At 63.1% G+C, this 17748-nt stretch carries 16 protein-coding genes; 9 read left to right on the forward strand and 7 right to left on the reverse strand.

Annotated elements, in window-relative coordinates:
- Window positions 1–172 precede the first annotated feature (172 nt).
- Together UC34_RS03960 and UC34_RS03965 are read right to left on the reverse strand one after the other, a co-directional pair.
- Window positions 173–574, reverse strand: a complete 402-nt coding sequence (locus UC34_RS03960) for a nuclear transport factor 2 family protein (RefSeq protein WP_044454100.1) — start codon at window positions 572–574, stop codon at window positions 173–175.
- Window positions 575–606: 32 nt separating this feature from the next.
- Window positions 607–2037, reverse strand: coding sequence for an NAD(P)/FAD-dependent oxidoreductase (locus UC34_RS03965; protein WP_044454101.1), 1431 nt, complete (start codon window positions 2035–2037; stop codon window positions 607–609).
- Window positions 2038–2325: 288 nt separating this feature from the next.
- Here UC34_RS03965 and UC34_RS03970 point away from each other — a divergent pair, with 288 nt between their 5' ends.
- The 8 genes from UC34_RS03970 (at window position 2326) to UC34_RS04005 (ending at window position 10606) form a co-directional block, all read left to right on the forward strand.
- Window positions 2326–2526 carry a DUF3311 domain-containing protein gene (locus UC34_RS03970; protein WP_039395941.1) on the forward strand — a complete coding sequence of 67 codons (201 nt, stop codon included), beginning with the start codon at window positions 2326–2328 and terminating at the stop codon, window positions 2524–2526.
- 70 nt (window positions 2527–2596) lie between these two features.
- On the forward strand, window positions 2597–4015 hold the full coding sequence (locus UC34_RS03975; protein WP_044454102.1) for a sodium:solute symporter family protein: 1419 nt from the start codon (window positions 2597–2599) through the stop codon (window positions 4013–4015).
- Window positions 4016–4029: 14 nt separating this feature from the next.
- A complete protein-coding gene (locus tag UC34_RS03980) occupies window positions 4030–5697 on the forward strand; it encodes an amidohydrolase (RefSeq protein WP_044457724.1) in 1668 nt (555 codons plus the stop codon).
- Window positions 5694–6716 carry a CobW family GTP-binding protein gene (locus UC34_RS03985; protein WP_237165230.1) on the forward strand — a complete coding sequence of 341 codons (1023 nt, stop codon included), beginning with the start codon at window positions 5694–5696 and terminating at the stop codon, window positions 6714–6716. The genes UC34_RS03980 and UC34_RS03985 overlap by 4 nt, the downstream gene beginning before the upstream one ends.
- Window positions 6717–6791: 75 nt before the next feature.
- Window positions 6792–8018: a hypothetical protein gene (locus UC34_RS03990; RefSeq protein ID WP_157123015.1), complete on the forward strand. Its 1227-nt coding sequence runs from the start codon at window positions 6792–6794 to the stop codon at window positions 8016–8018.
- A gap of 154 nt (window positions 8019–8172) precedes the next feature.
- On the forward strand, window positions 8173–8982 hold the full coding sequence (locus UC34_RS03995) for a hypothetical protein (RefSeq protein ID WP_052810890.1): 810 nt from the start codon (window positions 8173–8175) through the stop codon (window positions 8980–8982).
- Window positions 8983–9240: 258 nt separating this feature from the next.
- Window positions 9241–9627: a hypothetical protein gene (locus tag UC34_RS04000; protein WP_157123017.1), complete on the forward strand. Its 387-nt coding sequence runs from the start codon at window positions 9241–9243 to the stop codon at window positions 9625–9627.
- Window positions 9611–10606, forward strand: a complete 996-nt coding sequence (locus tag UC34_RS04005; protein WP_044454107.1) for a hypothetical protein — start codon at window positions 9611–9613, stop codon at window positions 10604–10606. Before UC34_RS04000 ends, UC34_RS04005 begins: the two co-directional genes overlap by 17 nt.
- A gap of 71 nt (window positions 10607–10677) precedes the next feature.
- Here UC34_RS04005 and UC34_RS04010 read toward each other — a convergent pair whose 3' ends face one another.
- The 4 genes from UC34_RS04010 to tauA all read right to left on the reverse strand — a co-directional run bounded on the left by UC34_RS04010 (window position 10678) and on the right by tauA (window position 15170).
- Window positions 10678–12081 carry an amino acid permease gene (locus tag UC34_RS04010; RefSeq protein ID WP_044454109.1) on the reverse strand — a complete coding sequence of 468 codons (1404 nt, stop codon included), beginning with the start codon at window positions 12079–12081 and terminating at the stop codon, window positions 10678–10680.
- Between the two features lie 205 nt (window positions 12082–12286).
- Window positions 12287–13102, reverse strand: a complete 816-nt coding sequence (locus UC34_RS04015) for an ABC transporter permease subunit (RefSeq protein ID WP_157123308.1) — start codon at window positions 13100–13102, stop codon at window positions 12287–12289.
- A gap of 139 nt (window positions 13103–13241) precedes the next feature.
- A complete protein-coding gene (locus UC34_RS04020) occupies window positions 13242–14060 on the reverse strand; it encodes a taurine ABC transporter ATP-binding protein (protein WP_044454111.1) in 819 nt (272 codons plus the stop codon).
- Between the two features lie 81 nt (window positions 14061–14141).
- Entirely contained in the window at window positions 14142–15170 is a 1029-nt protein-coding gene (gene tauA / locus UC34_RS04025) for a taurine ABC transporter substrate-binding protein (RefSeq protein WP_157123019.1), read from the reverse strand.
- Window positions 15171–15467: 297 nt separating this feature from the next.
- Here tauA and pdxR point away from each other — a divergent pair, with 297 nt between their 5' ends.
- A complete protein-coding gene (gene pdxR, locus UC34_RS04030) occupies window positions 15468–17024 on the forward strand; it encodes a MocR-like pyridoxine biosynthesis transcription factor PdxR (protein ID WP_044454113.1) in 1557 nt (518 codons plus the stop codon).
- A 56-nt stretch (window positions 17025–17080) separates the two neighbouring features.
- Here the strand turns inward: pdxR and UC34_RS04035 are convergent, their stop codons facing one another.
- The gene (locus UC34_RS04035) at window positions 17081–17710 is read right to left on the reverse strand and encodes a glutathione S-transferase family protein (protein WP_044454115.1); all 630 of its coding nucleotides are present in this window, start codon (window positions 17708–17710) and stop codon (window positions 17081–17083) included.
- Window positions 17711–17748: the final 38 nt, after the last annotated feature.

Genomic DNA, 17748 nt, shown 5'->3' on the forward strand with positions numbered 1-17748 from the left:
GAAATCTAGGGGATTCAGTGACCTTGGTCAATTGGTATTTTTATTATTTGGTACGTTTCGTATTGAAAAATGCAAATTAACATCGTTTGAAGCCCATGTTCGGCATGTCGCCTGCGCTCAGAAAAAATGCCCCGGCAGGCGGGGCGAGGCGTCCGGGCGGCCTTCGGGGCAATCAGAACGCCGGGCGGTCCTTGCGGAACGCGTTCTTCACTTCGATCTTCCCGTCGCGAAGCGTGAAGACGTCGACCATGCGGGCTTCGATGCGGGTGCCGTCGGCCTTCGTGCCGCGGAACGTCGATTCCGACACGCCGCGATTTCCCGTCACGAAATGCACGCCTTCGGTCCATGAGGCGTCGGGGAAGTTTTCCCACGCGGACTGGAACGCGGCGCGTACCGCGTCACGGCCTTCGAAGGTGCGCCCGAGCATGTCGGGACCGGCGACCGCGTGAAACACGCAGTTCTCGGTCATGCAGGCCATGAGAGCGTCGATGTCGTGCCGGTTCCAGGCCTCGTTGAAAGTTGTGAGCAAGTCGATGGCAGCGTCGATGGCAGCGGCGTCGTTCTGAGGGGTCATGACAAGTTCCGGAGGTTGAGGGTGAACGGATATCAACGCGCTTCGTCCTGCGCGTGATATCGCTGATAGAGAAAGCGTTGGCCAATGCGGCGAAACGGCGCGAAGCCCTCCCACTGCACGGTGCCGAACACGTTCGGGTATTGCAGCGCCGAGTCGTAGATGGGCAGATCCCACGACGGGTCGCGTTGACCGGCGATGCGCTGGGCCAGACGACGTCCGGCGTGCGCGGAGAACGACACGCCATTGCCGCCGTATCCCACGGCATAAAAGAGGCTTTGACCCGGATCGGGCTGCGTTACGCGCGGCATCATGTCGTGGCTGACGTCGACCCAGCCCCACCACGAGTAATCGATGCGAATGCCTTTGAGCGCGGGAAACTTGCGATGCAGTCCCTCGACGAGCACCGCCATATGCTTCGGATTCTGCGCATCTGCGCCGGTGATCGAACTGCGGCTGCCGATCTGCAAGCGGTTATCGGGCAGCAGCCGGTAGTAGTAGCGCAGCGTGCGCGTGTCGGTGATGACTTCGTGGGTGCGGAAGTTGGTCGCCGCGATCTCGTCCGGCGTGAGCACGCGCGTGACAAGCGAATTCGACAGAATCGGCATGATCTTCGAGCGCAGCGCTTTGGTGACGTCGTTGCGCGTATAGCCGCCGGTGGCGAACGCGACGGCCCGCGCGCGGACCACCCCGCGCGGCGTGCGCACGTGATGCACACCGTTGATCGTCTGAACGTCGAGCACGGGTGTCGACGGATGCACGCGCGCGCCCAGCGCTCGCGCCATGCGCAAATAGCCGAAGGCGAGCTTGAGCGGATGCACGCCGATGCCGTCGGGCTCGTGCAGCGCGCCGCAACTTTCCCGGTCGTCGACATATTGCTCGCTCACTTCCTCACGCGAGAGGATGCGCGTGTCGTAGCCGAAGACGTCGCGCATGACCTTCGCTTCGTTGCGCAGGAACTCCATCTTGCGCGCACGGTGCGCGATGTAGAGATGTCCACCCGGTTGCGGATCGCACTCGGGCACCTCGGCGATCAGCGATTTGAACGTGTTGAACCCTTCGCGGATTTCGGCGTCCAGACGCAACGCCGTCTCCTTGCCCCAACGGTCGATCCATTGCGAGCGGTAGAGACGCCCGCTGGCATTCTGTCCCTGGCCGCCATTGCGGCTCGTGCATCCCCAGCACGTCTGGTTGGCTTCGAGCACGGTCGCGCGAATGCCGTGCTCACGTGCGAGAAACAGCGCGGTGGACAGTCCGGTGAACCCGGCGCCGACGATGACGACGTCGACGTCGGCATCGCCGGCAAGCGGCCCGTCGTCTTCCGGCGGCTCGCCCGCCGTAGCGACCCAGTAAGTGGGTGCGTAGTCCATACCCAGACCGGGCCCGGATGAGACTAACGGATCGTAAAGCGGATCGTATGGCGATGCGGAGCGACGATCCAGCGCGAAGGATTCAATCGTACCCACGTTAGGCTCCTGACGAAAATGAGCCAATACTGCCAAGAACATTTTTCCCGGATTAGTACCACCGCCAACTTGTGATGGTGCCAGCGCGAAGCGGCAGCGCAGCAGCGTTTTCGGCGACGCAGAAGTCCCTGCCTGGCACCACACTTTTGTGCGATGTGGCTCTAAACGGCACGAATTTTGGCTGGGGATACTGGGCCAGACAGCGGGCCACTGGCCGTCATCCGGCGGCGTGGCCGGTGCGAACGAAGCAAACGAAGCGAACGATGGGTCGCGAAGCGGAGACAGAACATGTTGAGATTGCTGATAGGTCTTGGGTTGCCGTATCTCGGTGTCGTGGGTCTGTTGCCATGGGCCGCATCCGTCGAGCGGTATGTGCTGGGCGTGCCGTTCATCTACGGCTGGATCTTCCTGTGGTTCGTGCTCACGTCCGTCTGTCTGTGGCTGTGCTGGACGCTGTTCGACCGGCACATCGTCGAAGACCCGGCCTGATCGCCGCCCCCCGTCGTTCTCCTGCAAATACCTTCAACCTCGCAAACCTGCGAACCCGGAGATTGCGTTGATGGCAACCCTCATCTTTGCCGGCTTCATTCTGTTGTCGGTCTATCTCGCTCTGCGAGCGCGCGGTGGACGTGGTCCGCAAAGCGTTCACGACTTTTTCGTTGCGTCACGTCAGTTCGGCGCGTGGCTGGTGTTCTTTCTTGCGGCCGGCGAGATCTACAGCATCGGCACGATGGTTGGATTTCCGGGCGGCATTTATGCCAAGGGTCCCACGTATGGCGTGTGGTTCCTCGGCTACATCCTGCTGGCCTATCCCGTCGGCTACTTTCTTGGCCCGAAGATCTGGGACGCGGGCAAGCGATATAACGCCATCACGCTGCCGGATCTGTTCAAGGGGCACTTTCAGAGCCGCTTCCTGGAGTTGGTCGTCGCGGTGACGGCCATCGTCTTCCTGTTGCCGTGGGGGCAGTTGCAATTCACCGGACTGGTGGCGGCGCTCAAGGGGTTGGGGTGGAATTTTCAGCCGCTGTGGCTCATCTGCTTCTCGGCGATGCTGGCCTTCGTCTACATTGCGATTGCCGGTGTGCGCGCCTCGGCCTATATCGCCGTGCTCAAGGACGTGCTGATGGTCGTCGCCATCGTCGTCACCGGCGTGGCGGTCGCGTGGGAGGCGGGCGTCACGCCGGTGTTCCAGGCGGCAAGCGAGCACGTGAGCAACGCCATGAGCACGCAGCAGCTCACGTTCGCCATGACGACGATCGTGTTTCAGTCGCTCGGCATGTATGTGATGCCGTTCGGCGTGCAGAACTTCTTTACGGCGAAAAGCGCAGCCACGATTCGCCGCACGCAAGTGGCGATGCCGCTGTACATGCTGATGTATCCGTTCCTGGTGCTGGCGTCTTATTACGCGATCAGCCGCAACATTGCGCTGGCGTCACCGAACGAAGCCTTCTTTGCTGCCGTGACGCAACTGCTGCCGTCGTGGCTCGTCGGCCTTGTCGCAGCAGGCGCCGCGCTCTCCGGGCTACTGGTGCTCGCCGGCATTTGCCTCGCCCTCGGGCCGATCGTCACGCGCAACATTCTTTCGGGCATGCCCGAGCATCGCCAGAAAACCAGCTCGAAGCTGGTCATCGTGCTGTACCTGCTGGGCTCGATCGTTTTGACGTTGCTCACGCCGAACCTGATGCTAACGCTCATCAATATGGCCTACTACGGCGTGACGCAGTTCCTGCCGGGCGTGATTGCCGTGGTGTTTCGCCTGCGCGTGCGTGCGACGGCAGTCGCTGCCGGTGTGCTCGCCGGTCAGGGGCTGGCGCTCGTGCTTTACTACAAGAATCCGGACCTCGGCGGAGTGAATCTCGGGCTGATCTGCCTGATCGTCAACGTCGTGGTGATGTCGGTGTTCAACGGGCTGCTGGGCGGTAACCGCGCGCGCGCCATGGACGCAGGCGTCGGTGCGCTTTCCCCCTCCAAGAAATAACCATGACGGACAGGATGACAGACAAAGACAACCCCTCGGGCGGTCGCGACGACATTCGCGTGTACGTTGCCCGCAAGATCGTCACGATGAACCCGGCGCAGCCGGTAGCGACGCACGTTGCCGTGTGCGATGGCCGAATTCTCGCCGTGGGCGGACCCGAAGACATGCGCCGCTGGACCGACGCGGCCCCCATCGAAACACTGCGCGACAAAGTCCTCATGCCCGGTCTGGTAGAAGGGCATTGCCATCTGATGGAAGGCGCGATGTGGGACGCCGTCTATGTCGGTTACTACGACCGGCGCGGCCCGGACGGTCGACTATGGGAGGGGTTGAAGACCCCCACGGAGGTCCTCGCCGGGCTTCGCGACGCCGAGCAACGCATGACCGATGCCCAAAAGCCACTGCTCGCGTGGGGTTACGATCCCATCTTCTTCGAGGGCACGCCACTGGTCGCGCGCGATATCGACGCCGTGTCGATGACGCGCCCCATTGCGATTCTCCATGCGAGCGTCCATCTGATGAACGTCAACACGCCGATGCTCGAGCTTGCCGGCATCGATGGCGATACGGACGTCGAAGGCGTCGTGATCGGGGCGGATGGCGAACCGACCGGCGAGTTGCAGGAGTTCGCGGCGATGTTTCCGGTGTATCGCGTGATCGGTGAAGGCTTGTCGATCGCCGCAAGCGAGAGTCCGCGCGCGATCTGGAATTTCGCACGCGTGGCGCAACTGGCCGGGGTGACGACCGCCACCGACCTCGTGAACGACCTGACGCCCTCAGGTAACGCCAATTTGCACGAAGCGACGGCCGATCCGCAATACCCGATACGCATTGTCCCGGCATTCGCGCCGCAGCGCTGCCCGGAGGGCGGCCCGCAGCGGGTCATCGATGCACGCGAGGGCAACACGGACAAACTCCACTACGGGCCGGTCAAATTCATTGTCGACGGATCGATTCAGGGGTTCACCGCGCGTCTGCGCTGGCCGGGTTATCACAACGGCAAGCCGAACGGACTGTGGCTCATTGCGCCTTCGCAACTGGTCGAGACGTTCATGCCGTTTCACGCGACCGGGCTGCAGTTGCATATCCATACGAATGGCGATGAGGCGACGGAGGTGGTGCTCGATGCCATCGAAACATTGCTTCAGGCGCATCCCCGGTCGGATCACCGTCATACGTTGCAGCATTGTCAGATGGCCGACATTGCGCAGCTCACACGGGCGCAGCGACTCGGCATGTGCGTGAATTTCTTCGCGAACCACGTGTACTACTGGGGCGACGCGCATTACGAACAGACGATGGGCCCGGATCGTGCCAACCGCATGGACGCCGCCGAGATCGCACGCCGGATCGGTCTGCCGTTCGCGCTGCACTCCGACGCTCCCATCACGCAGCTCAATCCGCTGTTTACCGCATGGTGCGCGGCAAAGCGCGAGACGTCTTCAGGGCGTGTGTTGGGCGAGTCGTTGCGATTGCCGGTCGACGACGCGCTGCGCGCCATCACGCTGGGCGCCGCATTCTCGCTGGGCATGGATCATCTGATCGGCAGTATCGAAGTGGGCAAATATGCCGACTTCGCCGTGCTCGACGTCGACCCGCACGAGGTGCCCGTCGACGACCTGCGGCAGATGCCGGTATGGGGCACGGTACTCGGCGGCGAGATCTTTCGCGCGCCCGCATGATGACCGCAGCGACGGTTGACAGCGCCGGGACGACATCCGGGACGCCATCCGGGTCGGCAGCCGCGCCGCAGCCGGTGCCGATGATCGTGCTCGGCGGATATCTCGGCGCCGGCAAGACGACCATCGTCAACGCGCTGCTGCGCAATGCCAACGGCCTGCGCGTGACAGTGCTCGTGAACGACTTCGGTTCGATCAATGTCGACGCCTCGCTCATTCGAGAGCGCGGCGACGACGTCATCGGACTCGAGAACGGTTGCGTGTGCTGCACCATCGGCGGGCGTCTCGTCGAGACGCTGATCGCGATCGGCGAGCGTGACGTGCGCCCGGATTTGCTGGTGATCGAGGCAAGCGGCGTGTCCGATCCGATGCGAATCGCACAGGTCGGACTCCTGGACAAGGCATATCGGCTGCATGGCATTGTGGTGGCGGTGGACGCGAGCGGGATTGCGCAAACCCTGGCGGACCGATACGTCGGCGACATCGCCGCGAAGCAGATCCTCTCGGCAAGCACACTGGTGATGACCAAGGCAGATCTCGTCTCGCCAGAGGCCTTGCAGGCGACCACGACGCGGCTCGCCGAACTCGGCGCAACGCAAATCGTCGTGACATCGGACATGGGCGTTGTGCCACCGGCGATTCTGTTCCCCGTTCATGCGCTGACGCTGCCAGGCGCATGGTTTCGTCCGAGGCCGCTCGGGGGCGCGAATCGCACGTTGCCCGCAGGACTGCGCAGCTTCGTCTGGCGTTCGGCGGGTGAGGTGGATCGCGCCCGCCTGAAAGCGGCATTCGCGCGGTATCCCGGAAAGCTGCTGCGTGCGAAAGGATTTGTGAGTCTCGCTTCGGTCGGCATGAGCGAGGTCCATGTCGTGGGTTCGCGGGTGGCCTTTACCCGACACCCGGACATGGCGGTGCAACCCTCGTCGATGGTTTTCATCGGCGTCCTATCGGATACCGAAATCGCGGGCCTGCGAGACCTGTTGCAGGCGGCGTGCATCGAGTCATCGCCCAGCCCGGGCTAGCCGAATTTCGAAAGGGCGTATGCGCGAGCGGGCGCTAATCTGAAGCGGTCATTTCTTATGGACGTCACCGCGATCATGAACCCGCTCAACTCGATCTCCTTGCCGAATCTCACGCACGCCCAATTCCCGTTTCCGAGTTATCCCGAGAAGGATCTGAGTTCTCGTCGCTCGGATGCGCTGGCCAAGTTCAATACGCTGGCCAATCAACCGGAGCACGCCACTCCCGAACTGTTCCGCACGTTCCTTTCCGACTTCACGCGAATGGGGTGGTGGGACGTGCTCGCCGATCTCTTTTTACGATCCGGGGCAAAACGGGAGATCCTCAACGCCGTGGCGATTTGTCATGTCGCATCGTTTCCGGCGGGGCGCGAGTTTCTCTGGAATGCGCAGTCGTCGTTCGGCGATCACTCGTTTCACGAGCATGTCGTCCTGCTGGTAACGGAACTCGACGAAAGCACTCGCGCTCACATGCTCGGAAATCCGACGCTCGGCGAGGACGGCATGATCCTCATGAGCATCGGCGACACCGGACTCCATCTGCCACTCACGTCGGTATGTCTCGATTGTCCCGGCCTGCTGTCGCACGAGGCCGTGGCCAACATGTTGCTCGCGAAGGATGACACTTCCCGAACGCTGCTCGGGCGCGTTGCCGATAGCGTGGCCAGCGAGCGCAAGGGTGTCGGAGACGCCACCTGCAATGCGCTCTGGTATGCGCTGCTCGCCGGCATGAGCCAATGTTCGGCGTTTTACGACGCCGCGCAACCGTCGGATGTCCGGGATCTCGCGACCGTGTATTTGTCGGCTGCCCAGTCGACGGAAAATGCGAATGAGATTGCATCGGCGCTGAGTCGCTGCGCCCGACTGCTGGAAAGAAAGGAGGACTGGGGGAATGCCGCGCAAATGCGCTGTGCCCTGGCCGCTCACTATGCCGATCAGGCGAGCGACCCCGGCATGCATTCGCAAGACGACAGCCCGCAGGCGCTGACCCGCGTCGCCGTTCACGAGTCCATCACTGCGGCGCGATGTCTCGAAAAAGCGAATGAGGCACGCGCGGCCACGGAATGGTTGCAGCGTGCACAGGGACATTTCGACCAGCTGGTCGCCGAGAGCGACTTCGATTTCCTCTCGCGTACCGGAGAGCGGCTCTATGCGGCGTACGGTAACGTCAACTGGCCCGAAGCGGGTCAACGGTTGGCGGCGGATATGTGCCGCCTCGCCGAAACCCGGGGGCCGTTACTGAAGACCAATGCGTTCCATCGGCAGTATGCGAATTGGGTGCGCAGGCTCGACGCGATGTTCTAGGCGTCGCAGCGCTGTGCCGTCATGCGCGCGACGGCCGTCGGCTTCCCATGAAGGATGGGCAAAAGGCGAGGCCGACGGTGGCGATAAATGAAAGGTGCCTGTCCCATGTGAGGCGCAGACTGCCTGAATCGCATCTGCCGACGAGTCACCGTCCATGGAAAATTCGATCGAGGCCGCTGTCAGGAACTTCCCGGTGACCGGCTATCCGGGCATGCGCCTGAGCGACGAGCGTGTCGCCGTGCTGGCGCAGTACAACGAGATTTTCGAGAACGGACTTCGTCCCACGTCGCATCAGTTCAGGCGGTTCATGGAGAACTTCTGGTATCTGGGCCCGCTCGATGCCATGGTGCAATCGCTGAGTCGGGACAACAAGAAGCGATTGTTGTCCTGTGCTGCGCTCTGCCATGTTGCATCGTCCGGGCTCGGGCGCGACTACCTGAATGCGCGCGGCGATCTACCGCTTGCCGATGACGATTCCGCGTCGTTCCTGAGCGCCATGCCACCCGACACCCTGAGAAGCATGCTCGCCAACGCCGAGATCGGGGATCGATGCATGATCGTCATGACCTTGCCGACACTTGACCTGCGGGTCTCCCCCGGGGCGTCCTGTTTCGGCAATGGCGCCAATGCGTTGTCGGTCAGCGACGCCAAGCTGCTGCTTATCGAGATGCAGGCGGACGGCACGACGTTGCTGGAAAAGTTTGCGGCCGAGATGCGAAACGCCGGGGCGCCGATTTCCGACATGGCGGTATGGAAGGCGTGGTACGCGCTCATCAGGAAATGCATCGACGACAAGACCGTGGGCAGTCTGCATGCCAGCCCGGTCATTCACTCGGCGCTAGGCGACGCGTTGAGAGGGTTGGTCCGTCGAATGTCCGGGGATCTGTATCGGGACCCCGAGCCGTTTTCCGTGCACGAGGCAATGAAATACTGCGTCGATGCGTATTGCGCCGCGAGCGATTGACGCGGTTGCGGGCAGGCGTACCTCGATCTCGCCAGCCATCACAAAGCGAATGGCGAGTACGACCTGGAGAGCAACTGTTACCGCTCGGCAAGCATCAAGCTGGTTCACGGTGTCAAGGCGCTATGGACCGAGCGCCGGGCCGAGGCCATGAAGTGCTACGAACTCGCCGTCGAAGCATGCAGAAGAGACGATAACGCTGCGGCGGAGCGTGAGGTCACGCAACTCGTGGAGACACTCCGGCAGAGCGATGCCATGACATTGACGGCGAACCTGCGCGCCCGCGTGGAGCAGGTCGGCGCTGAACTGGAGGCAATCCGGGAGGAACTCGATCTGGCTGGCCGATCCGATGGGCAATTCACATGGGACATGATCGGCGGATTCGAAGCTTTCGATGCATTCGCGGCATTGGGCGCATCGGGCGCATTGGGCGGGGCGGGTGCGTCGGGTCCGGCGGGCGGTACTGAAAACGCCGAACACAATTTCAACACGATGTCGGCGCGACATCACCCGTCGCCCGTCTCGATCACACAACCTGCAACCGAACCAGACAATGCCGCCGATCTTCTGCGCCACCCACGCGAACTTTCACACGTCGCCGTTTCCGAGCACGAATCCGAGCGCGCGCCGATTGGCGATACTCAATGAATTCAACCAGCAGTGTCTCGGCGGATTCGACCTGCCCGACCGGGTGTTTGCCGATTTCCTGAAGCGCTTTCGATCGATGGGGCCACTGGATGTGGTGTCGAGTCACCTGGCGGGCAATCGTAAGGCGGATCGTCTGTACGCCGCAGCGCTTTGCCATGTGGCGTCCATCGGGGGTGGGCGTGATTATCTGCAACGCGTCGGCAAGCTCGAGCTTGCCGACCATTCGGCCTTGCTGCTACTTAACGCGATGCCATCGGGGCAGCGTGCCGCCATGCTGGACGGGGCGACGTTGGGCACGCATCTCCAGATCGTTCTGACCTTTCCGGGCATCGACCTGCGCATGGCGTTGGGGGCATCGTGCTTCGGAGACGGACAGGGGGCGCTGACACCGGCACAGACGAGGCGCTGGTTCCTGCAGTGCAACGAGGAGGACGGAGGGCGTGCCCGGCAAGGCGGGAGGATATCGGTGGCGGAAAAGTTCGTCAGCGAGACCGGAAGCGAAATCGGAAGCGAAATCGATAGCGAAGTCGGCGAAGCGGCGCGAAGCCCGGACCTTCAAAGTTGGCGAACCTGGTGCGCGTTGACGCAGCGATGCATCGACGCCCGTCCTGTGGCTGACGTCAGAGGGCAGCCCCGCGTGATGGAAACGCTCGGTCATGTGTGGCACGCGCTGGCCAGAACGGCGCCTCAGAGCCTGACCGACGCGACATCGATCTCCGAATTGCTCTGGAAGAGCGCGGCGGCATTCGCTAACGTCGACGATCTGAAGACGTATGGCCGAGTGAAGGCAGAGGCCGAGAAGTTCGACAAGCAGGCAGTGAAGAATCGGGCCAATGCGACGAGGCGAACATGGCGCCCGGCGGATGAATTGACGGCCATCCGATTTCGGAGCCGCTACGCTGCCGTTCCCCTGGAATCGCATCGCGATAGTGGCAGTGGCAATGCCGGATCGGCGTCTCTCAACGCGAAAACGCTGTGATTGCCGCAAGCGCGAAAGCGGTCTGCGGCGGACGCCGGACGCTTGTCCCCGTCCGCCGTCCGCCGCCACCCTCAGATGTCGAACTCGGGATCCGGTGAGCGAAGCTTGCGCCAGATCGAACGCACGGTAAAGGCGAGCAGTAGCACGGTGAGGCTCACGATGCCGAGCGCCAACGGCGTGCGCTGATCGGGAATGAAGGCCATCGCACCGACGATCGACAGCATGCCGACGATGGCGACCCATGTCAGATACGGGAATCCCCACATGCGCACTTTCAGCTTGCCCGGGGATTCACGCGCCAGGCGCTTGCGCAGCTTGAGCTGCGAGAAGGCGATGAGCACGTACACGAAGATCGCCACGGTGCCATACGAATTCACGAGGAACGCGAAGACCGTGTCGGGGGAGACATACGACATCACCACCGCCACGTAGCCGAACAGGGTGCCGACCAGAATTGCGCGTACCGGCACACCCCTCGCGTTGAGTTTCGCGAGCGAGCGAGGCGCATCGCCCCGGCGCGTGAGTGCGAAGAGCATGCGTGAGGACGCGTACAGTCCGGAGTTCAGCGCTGAGAGCACCGCGGTGAGCACCACGGCGTTCATGATGTGCGCCGCTGCCGGAATGCGCATCGCTTCGAGCGCGCTGACGTACGGCGTCGCCATCCCGGCCGAATTCCAGGGCACCAGCATGACCACCAGCAGGATCGAGCCGATATAGAAGAAGAGCACGCGGCCAATGACCGAGTTCGTCGCCCTGGCCACGGCTTGCTGCGGCTCGGCCGCTTCGGCGGCGGCAATCGTGACGATTTCCGCACCGAAGTAGAACCCGGTCGCCGCGACTGCGCCGGCCATCACCGGGCCGATGCCGTTCGGCATGAAGCCGCCGTGCGAGAGCAGGTGTCCTGTGCTTGCCACGGCCCCCGGCCACATGCCGAAGACGAAGAGTGCACCGAGGAACAGGAAGACGACGATGGCCGCCACTTTGATCGACGCGAACCAGAACTCGAATTCGCCGTACGACGCCACGGAGACCAGATTCGTGAGCGTGAGCACCACGAGCAACGCCAGACTGATGGCCCATGCCGGAATGTCCGGTAGCCAGAACTGGATCAGGTTGGCGCCGGCGACGGCTTCGACGGCGACCACGATCACCCAGAAGTACCAATACATCCAGCCGGTCAGAAAACCGGCCAGCTCGCCGCCGACCGGTTTGTCGTTCCACGCGAGTCGCGCGTATTCGTAAAACGAGCCGACCGCGGGCAGCGCACACGCCATCTCGCCGAGCATGCGCATGACCAGCACGACCAGTGCGCCGGTGATCAGAAACGACAGCACGGCCGCCGGGCCGGCAGCATGCACCACGACGCCGCTGCCGACGAACAGTCCGGCGCCGATCACGCCGCCGAGCGCGATCATGCTCATGTGACGTTGTTTCAGGCTCGATTGCAGATGCGTTCCGTGTTCACGGTTGGCCATGGCGACCTCCTGTGAGCGGGCATTCGGTGCGGGGGATGACTGCGAGGGCTGCAACGAGGGGGAACTGCCGATGAATGTCTCAACTGCCACACAACCTCCTGAATACATGGTTTGGACGTCAGGGGCGGCGACGTGAGATGAGGGGGCGCCGCCCTGCGTCTTCTTCTGATGACCGACTATGACCAACGCAACCGCTTTTTCACGATCAGATCTTGCCTTTCCACGGGACCAGCACGCGCTCCAGATAGCGCATGATGAGATCGAAGCCGAAGGCGAAAAAGCCGATCACGATGATCCCCATGATCACGATGTCCGACGCGAGGAACTCCGCCGCGTTGAGCACCATGAACCCGAGACCGCTCGATGCCGCCACCATTTCGGCGGCCACCAGCGTGGTCCAGCCCACACCGATACCGATGCGCATGCCGGTGAAGATCTCCGGCAGCGCCGATTTGACGATCACGTGCATGACGATCTGGCGCGGTGACGCGCCCATCGAATAGGCCGCGTGAATCTGTTCCATCGACACCGAGCGCACCCCTGCCCGGGCCGCAATGGCCAGCGGTGCGAAGATCGCCAGATAGATGAGGAAGACTTTCGAGAACTCGCCGATACCGAACCAGATGATGACGAGCGGCAAGTAGGCCAGCGGCGGCAACGGGCGATAGAACTCGATAGGCGGGTCGAAAACGCCGCGCCCGATGCGCGACACCCCCATCAGAATGCCCACGGGAATCGCCGTGACGCACGCTAGCGCGAACGCGCCGAATACGCGATACAGGCTGGCGAGGGTGTGTTGCCACAGCGTGGAGCCGGCGAAGCCTTCGGTCGAGACCTGAATGAACTTCTCGACGATGGCGCGCGGTCCCGGCAGGAACAGCGGCTTGATCATGCCCGACGAGGTGATCGCCACCCACAGCAACAGCAGGGCGACGACGGTCACGACGCTGATCGCGAGGCTGGGCCCCTGCCCGGGGGCGCCGAACGATTCGCCCGCCTTGACCGGACGCGGGGCAAACATGCGTGCGAGCAAACCGCGACGACGCGCAGTGCGCAGTGCATTGGGCGTGCCGGCGGGACGCTGTGCACCGCCCACGGCGGTGGCTGTGGCGTGAGGATTGGCGACGGGTTTGGTCATCATGATGGCTCGTCTCCCGCGATCAGGCGGCGACCGCGCTGGCAGACGTCGTCTGCCCGGCGCGCTCGTCACCGTAGATGATGCTGAGCACGGTTTCGCGCATGGCGATGAAGTCGGGGCTCGACTTGATGGCGCGTGCATCGCGGCATTCGAGATAGCGCTTGTTGAAGTCGAGTTCGTAGGTGTGCGTGATGCGGCCCGGGCGCGGCGACATGACGATCAGGCGGCTCGCGAGGAACAAGGCCTCCTCCACGCTGTGCGTGATGAAGAAGATCATCTTCTGTGTCTCGCGCCATACGTCGAGCAGCAGTTCCTGAATGGTCTCGCGGGTGAGGGCGTCGAGCGCGGCCATCGGCTCGTCCATCAGCAGCATCGACGGATTGCAGGTGAGCGCGCGGGCAATCCCGACACGTTGTTGCATGCCGCCCGAGAGCTGGTAAATCATGTGATGGTGAAAGTCCTGCAAGCCGACGAGTGCAAGGTTGCGCGCTGCACGCGCGCGTCGCTCGGTCTTGGGGATGCCTTGCAGCTTCAGGCCGAATTCGGTGTTTTCCATCACGCTCAGCCACGGCAACAGGGCGTGCTTCTGGAACACAACGCCGCGATCGGCGCCGGGGCCTTCGATGGGCGCGTCGCCGAGCAGCAACTCGCCGGAGGTCGGCGCAATGAATCCGGCCATCAGACTCAGCAGTGTGGTCTTGCCGCACCCCGAGGCGCCGAGCGCCACGACGAAATCGCCGGGGGCGATGCTCAGATCGACGTGGGCGAGCGCTTGCACCTGCTCGCCGGGGCGCCGGCCCGGATACACGACGCTGACGTCGTTGACGATGAGTTGTTCCATGAAGCCCTTCTCCAGACGATGCAGCGATCGAGGAGGGGAAGGCGCGCCGCGATATCGGCGGCGCGTCGGCCCCGGTACGGCTTACTTCAACTTGAGTGCGGCGTCGACGTAACGCGACGTGACATACGGGGTGTAGTCCGCCTTGACGGCGTTGATTTTCTGCTGGCTTTTCAGAAAATCGGCAGTGTCCTTGAGGGCCTTCGCGGCGCGGCTGTCCTTGCCGCCGCCCAGCCAGTCGGCGGACGCTTGCTGCTGTGCCGACGGATAGGCGTAGAGCGACAGCGCGCCGGGCACGTCTTCCGGCTTGCCGCCGATCATTTTCACGATGGCCTTGACCTGAGGCGAAGTGGCGGTCCAGGCAGCCTGATTGCTTCGGTACGCGGCGTCGGCATCGGCGATCGCCTTGACGAACTTCGCCATGAAATCGGCGTTCGCTTCCCCCCATTGACGGTCGACCGCAATGCCATCGAACGTCGGCTTGCCTTGTTTGGACAATTCGCCGGACGTGATCAGCACGTGCCCGCTTTGCTTGATCTGCGCAAGCGCCGGGTCCCACACGTACGCGGCATCGATGTCGCCGCGCTCCCATGCGGCCACGATCTGGTTCGGCTGCATGTTGAGCACCTGGACTTCCGTGGGTTTGATGCCCCACTGTTGCAGCGCGAACATCGTGTGGTAGTGCGTGGTCGAGACGAACGGCACGCCGATCTTCTTGCCCTTGAGATCGGCCGGCGTCTTGATGTTCGACGCATTGCGAACGACCAGCGCTTCGGCCTTGTTGATGTCGTCAAGGATCCAGAACAGTTGCAGATCGAGCCCCTGCGAGACCGCAGCGGCCATCGGGCTGGAGCCGAGCACGCCGATCTTGATGTCGCCGGAGGCCAGAGCGGTCGCGACCTTCGCCCCGGATTCGAACTGACGCCAGTGGATCTTGTAGCCGGTCGCCTTCTCGAACTCGCCGCCGGCGATGGCGACCAGCCACGGGTCGACGATCTGCTGGTAAGCGATCGTCACCTCCTTTTGCTGCGCCTGCGTCGTCGCGGGGAGTGCGGCTGCCGCCAGCGCCGTGGCAGCGAACGCCCGTCGCAGCCGGTTCGGAAGTCCAGTCATGGTTCACCTCTAATCGGAAAGTTTTCGGTGGAACACTCGGGTTGACGCGTGCGGTGTGACAAACCGGCGCCAAGTGACTGCATCATTGCCGCGCACTATTTTGTTCGTTAGAGCCAGTTGGCCGCATTTGATGATGCCAACTGGTCCAGTGACGTCGGAATCGCCTCGCAAGGCGCATGGATACTCGAATCCGCCCCGTTTTCGACCGTCTTCGGATAAACCCCAATTCGGAATTAACGTCACCGTCTCATGAGTAATAATTGACGTTCTGGAAGTGACATAGAAAAAGGGGACGCGATGTCGAGCCGGATTTCTGCGGCGATGTGGAACCAGTTGTTTTCCGTATCGGCGCGCGCGGGCATGAGTCTGCAAAGCCAGATTCGCCAGATGCTGGTGTCGGCGATTCTCGACGAGCGCCTGATGCGCGGTGCGGCGGTGCCGTCCTCGCGCGAACTGGCCGAAGGGCTGGGCGTGGCGCGCAATACGGTCGTGCTGGCTTACCAGCAATTGGTCGACGAAGGCTATCTGATCGCGCGCGAGCGGCGCGGGTACTTCGTGAACGGCGATATTCTTGCGCCGCGAGTCGGGTCGCAGGGCGTGCCGAAGGCGGCGGCCAGCGCGGAGCCGGAGGCGGCTGGCGCCATTGCGCCGCTGGATCCGTCCACTCCGGACTGGGAAGGCCGTTATGTCGTGCGTCCGTCGGCGCAGCGAAACATCGTCAAGCCGATCGACTGGCAGCAGTACCAGTACCCGTTCATCTACGGGCAGTTCGATCCGACGATGTTCCCGACGGCAGACTGGCGCGAATGCTGCCAGAAGGCGCTGACCGTCATGGAAATTCGCGACTGGGCGCCGGACATGATCGCGCGCGACGACGAAACGCTGATCCAGCAAATTCGCACGCGCGTGTTGCCGCGGCGCGGCGTGTGGGCCGATGCGGACGAAATCGTGCTCACCAACGGCGCGCAGCAGGCGCTGTATTTGCTCGCGGACCTGCTCGTCGGCGCGCGCACGACCGTGGGCGTGGAAGATCCCGGGTATCCGGACGCCCGCAATATCTTCGCGATTCGCACCCCGAAGCTGATCGGCTTGCCTGTCGACGAACATGGATTGCCGGTGGACGATCGTCTGTCGCAATGCGATTACGTGTACGTCACGCCGTCCCATCAATGCCCGACCACGACCACCATGCCGCTTGCCCACCGCGAAGCGCTGCTGCGGCGCGCGGAGGCCGACGACTTCGTGCTCATCGAAGACGACTACGAAAGCGAGAACAGCTATTCGGACATTCCGATCCCAGCGCTCAAGAGTCTCGATCGCAGCGACCGGGTCATCTATATCGGCAGCCTGTCGAAGTCTTTCGCGCCGGGATTACGGTTGGGTTACATCGTGGCGCCGGCGGCGCTGGTCAATGAACTGCGTGCCCTGCGCCGGTTGATGATCCGGCATCCGTCGGCGTTCATTCAGCGCTCGTTCTCCATGTTTCTGGCGCTGGGGCATCACGACGCATTGTTGCGGCGTCTGGCCGACACCTATGCCAACCGCGCGGAGGTGCTGAGCGAGGCGCTGCGCACCCATCTGCCGGAAGTCTCGTTCGTGCGTGTCAAGGGTGGGGCGTCGTGCTGGGTGCAGGGCCCGCCGCAGCTCAATGCCAATGTGCTGGCTGCGCGCGCGAAGTCGCGTGGGATTCTGATCGAACCGGGCGACGTGTTCTTCATGGGCGACGCACCGCCGCGCAACATGTTCCGTCTGGGGTTTTCGTCGATACGGCTCGAACATATCGAGGCGGGAGTCATGGCTCTGGCCGAGGTCATGCGCGAGACGATGGCGGACGCGGCGCCGACTGCAAGGTAGTCGGGGCGTCGGGGCGTTGGCATGCCCGGTCGAAGCCGGGCCATCCGCGCAGCCCGTCAGGGTGTGCCGTTGCGTCCGTAAAGGCGGAAGCCTTCGCGCTCGGACAGGCGATCGTAGTAGGCCGACACGGCTTCGAGCTGCGGGCGCTCGATCGGTACGGTGAACCAGCGGTGCACCGACAGACCGACCGGAATGTCCGCCAATGTGAACGTCTCCCCGCTCACGAACGCCTGCGTGCCTTGCAACTGCTGTTCTAGCACGCGCATGAAGTCGTTCCAGCGCGCGGTGTTGGTGGCGAGCGCTTGCGGGTCTTCGTAGCCGGGGGCGCGCCGGACCAGCGAGAGGAACGCATACTTCCATGCCGGGTTCAGGTCGGAGGACTGCCAGTCGATCCATTGATCGACGCGGGCACGCTCGCGCGGCGCGACGGGGTAGAGGTCGGCGCGCTCACGCGAGCCGGCGAGGTAGCGCAGAATGCTGTTCGACTCCCACAGCACGAAGCCGTTGTCTTCGAGCACCGGCACCATCAGATTCGGGTTGAGCGTGGCGAACGCCGGGTCGTCCAGCTGGCGCGACGCGTGGCCGTCGCCCCAGGGTTCGTTCACGAACGGGATGCCGAGTTCGTGACAAAGCCACAACACCTTGCGCACGTTGATGGACGAGGGCCTGCCGAGAACACGAAGCATAGAAGTCCTTGAATCCGGGGGAGCGATGACGCGATTCT

Source organism: Pandoraea vervacti (assembly GCF_000934605.2).
Classification (GTDB): Bacteria; Pseudomonadota; Gammaproteobacteria; order Burkholderiales; family Burkholderiaceae; genus Pandoraea; species Pandoraea vervacti.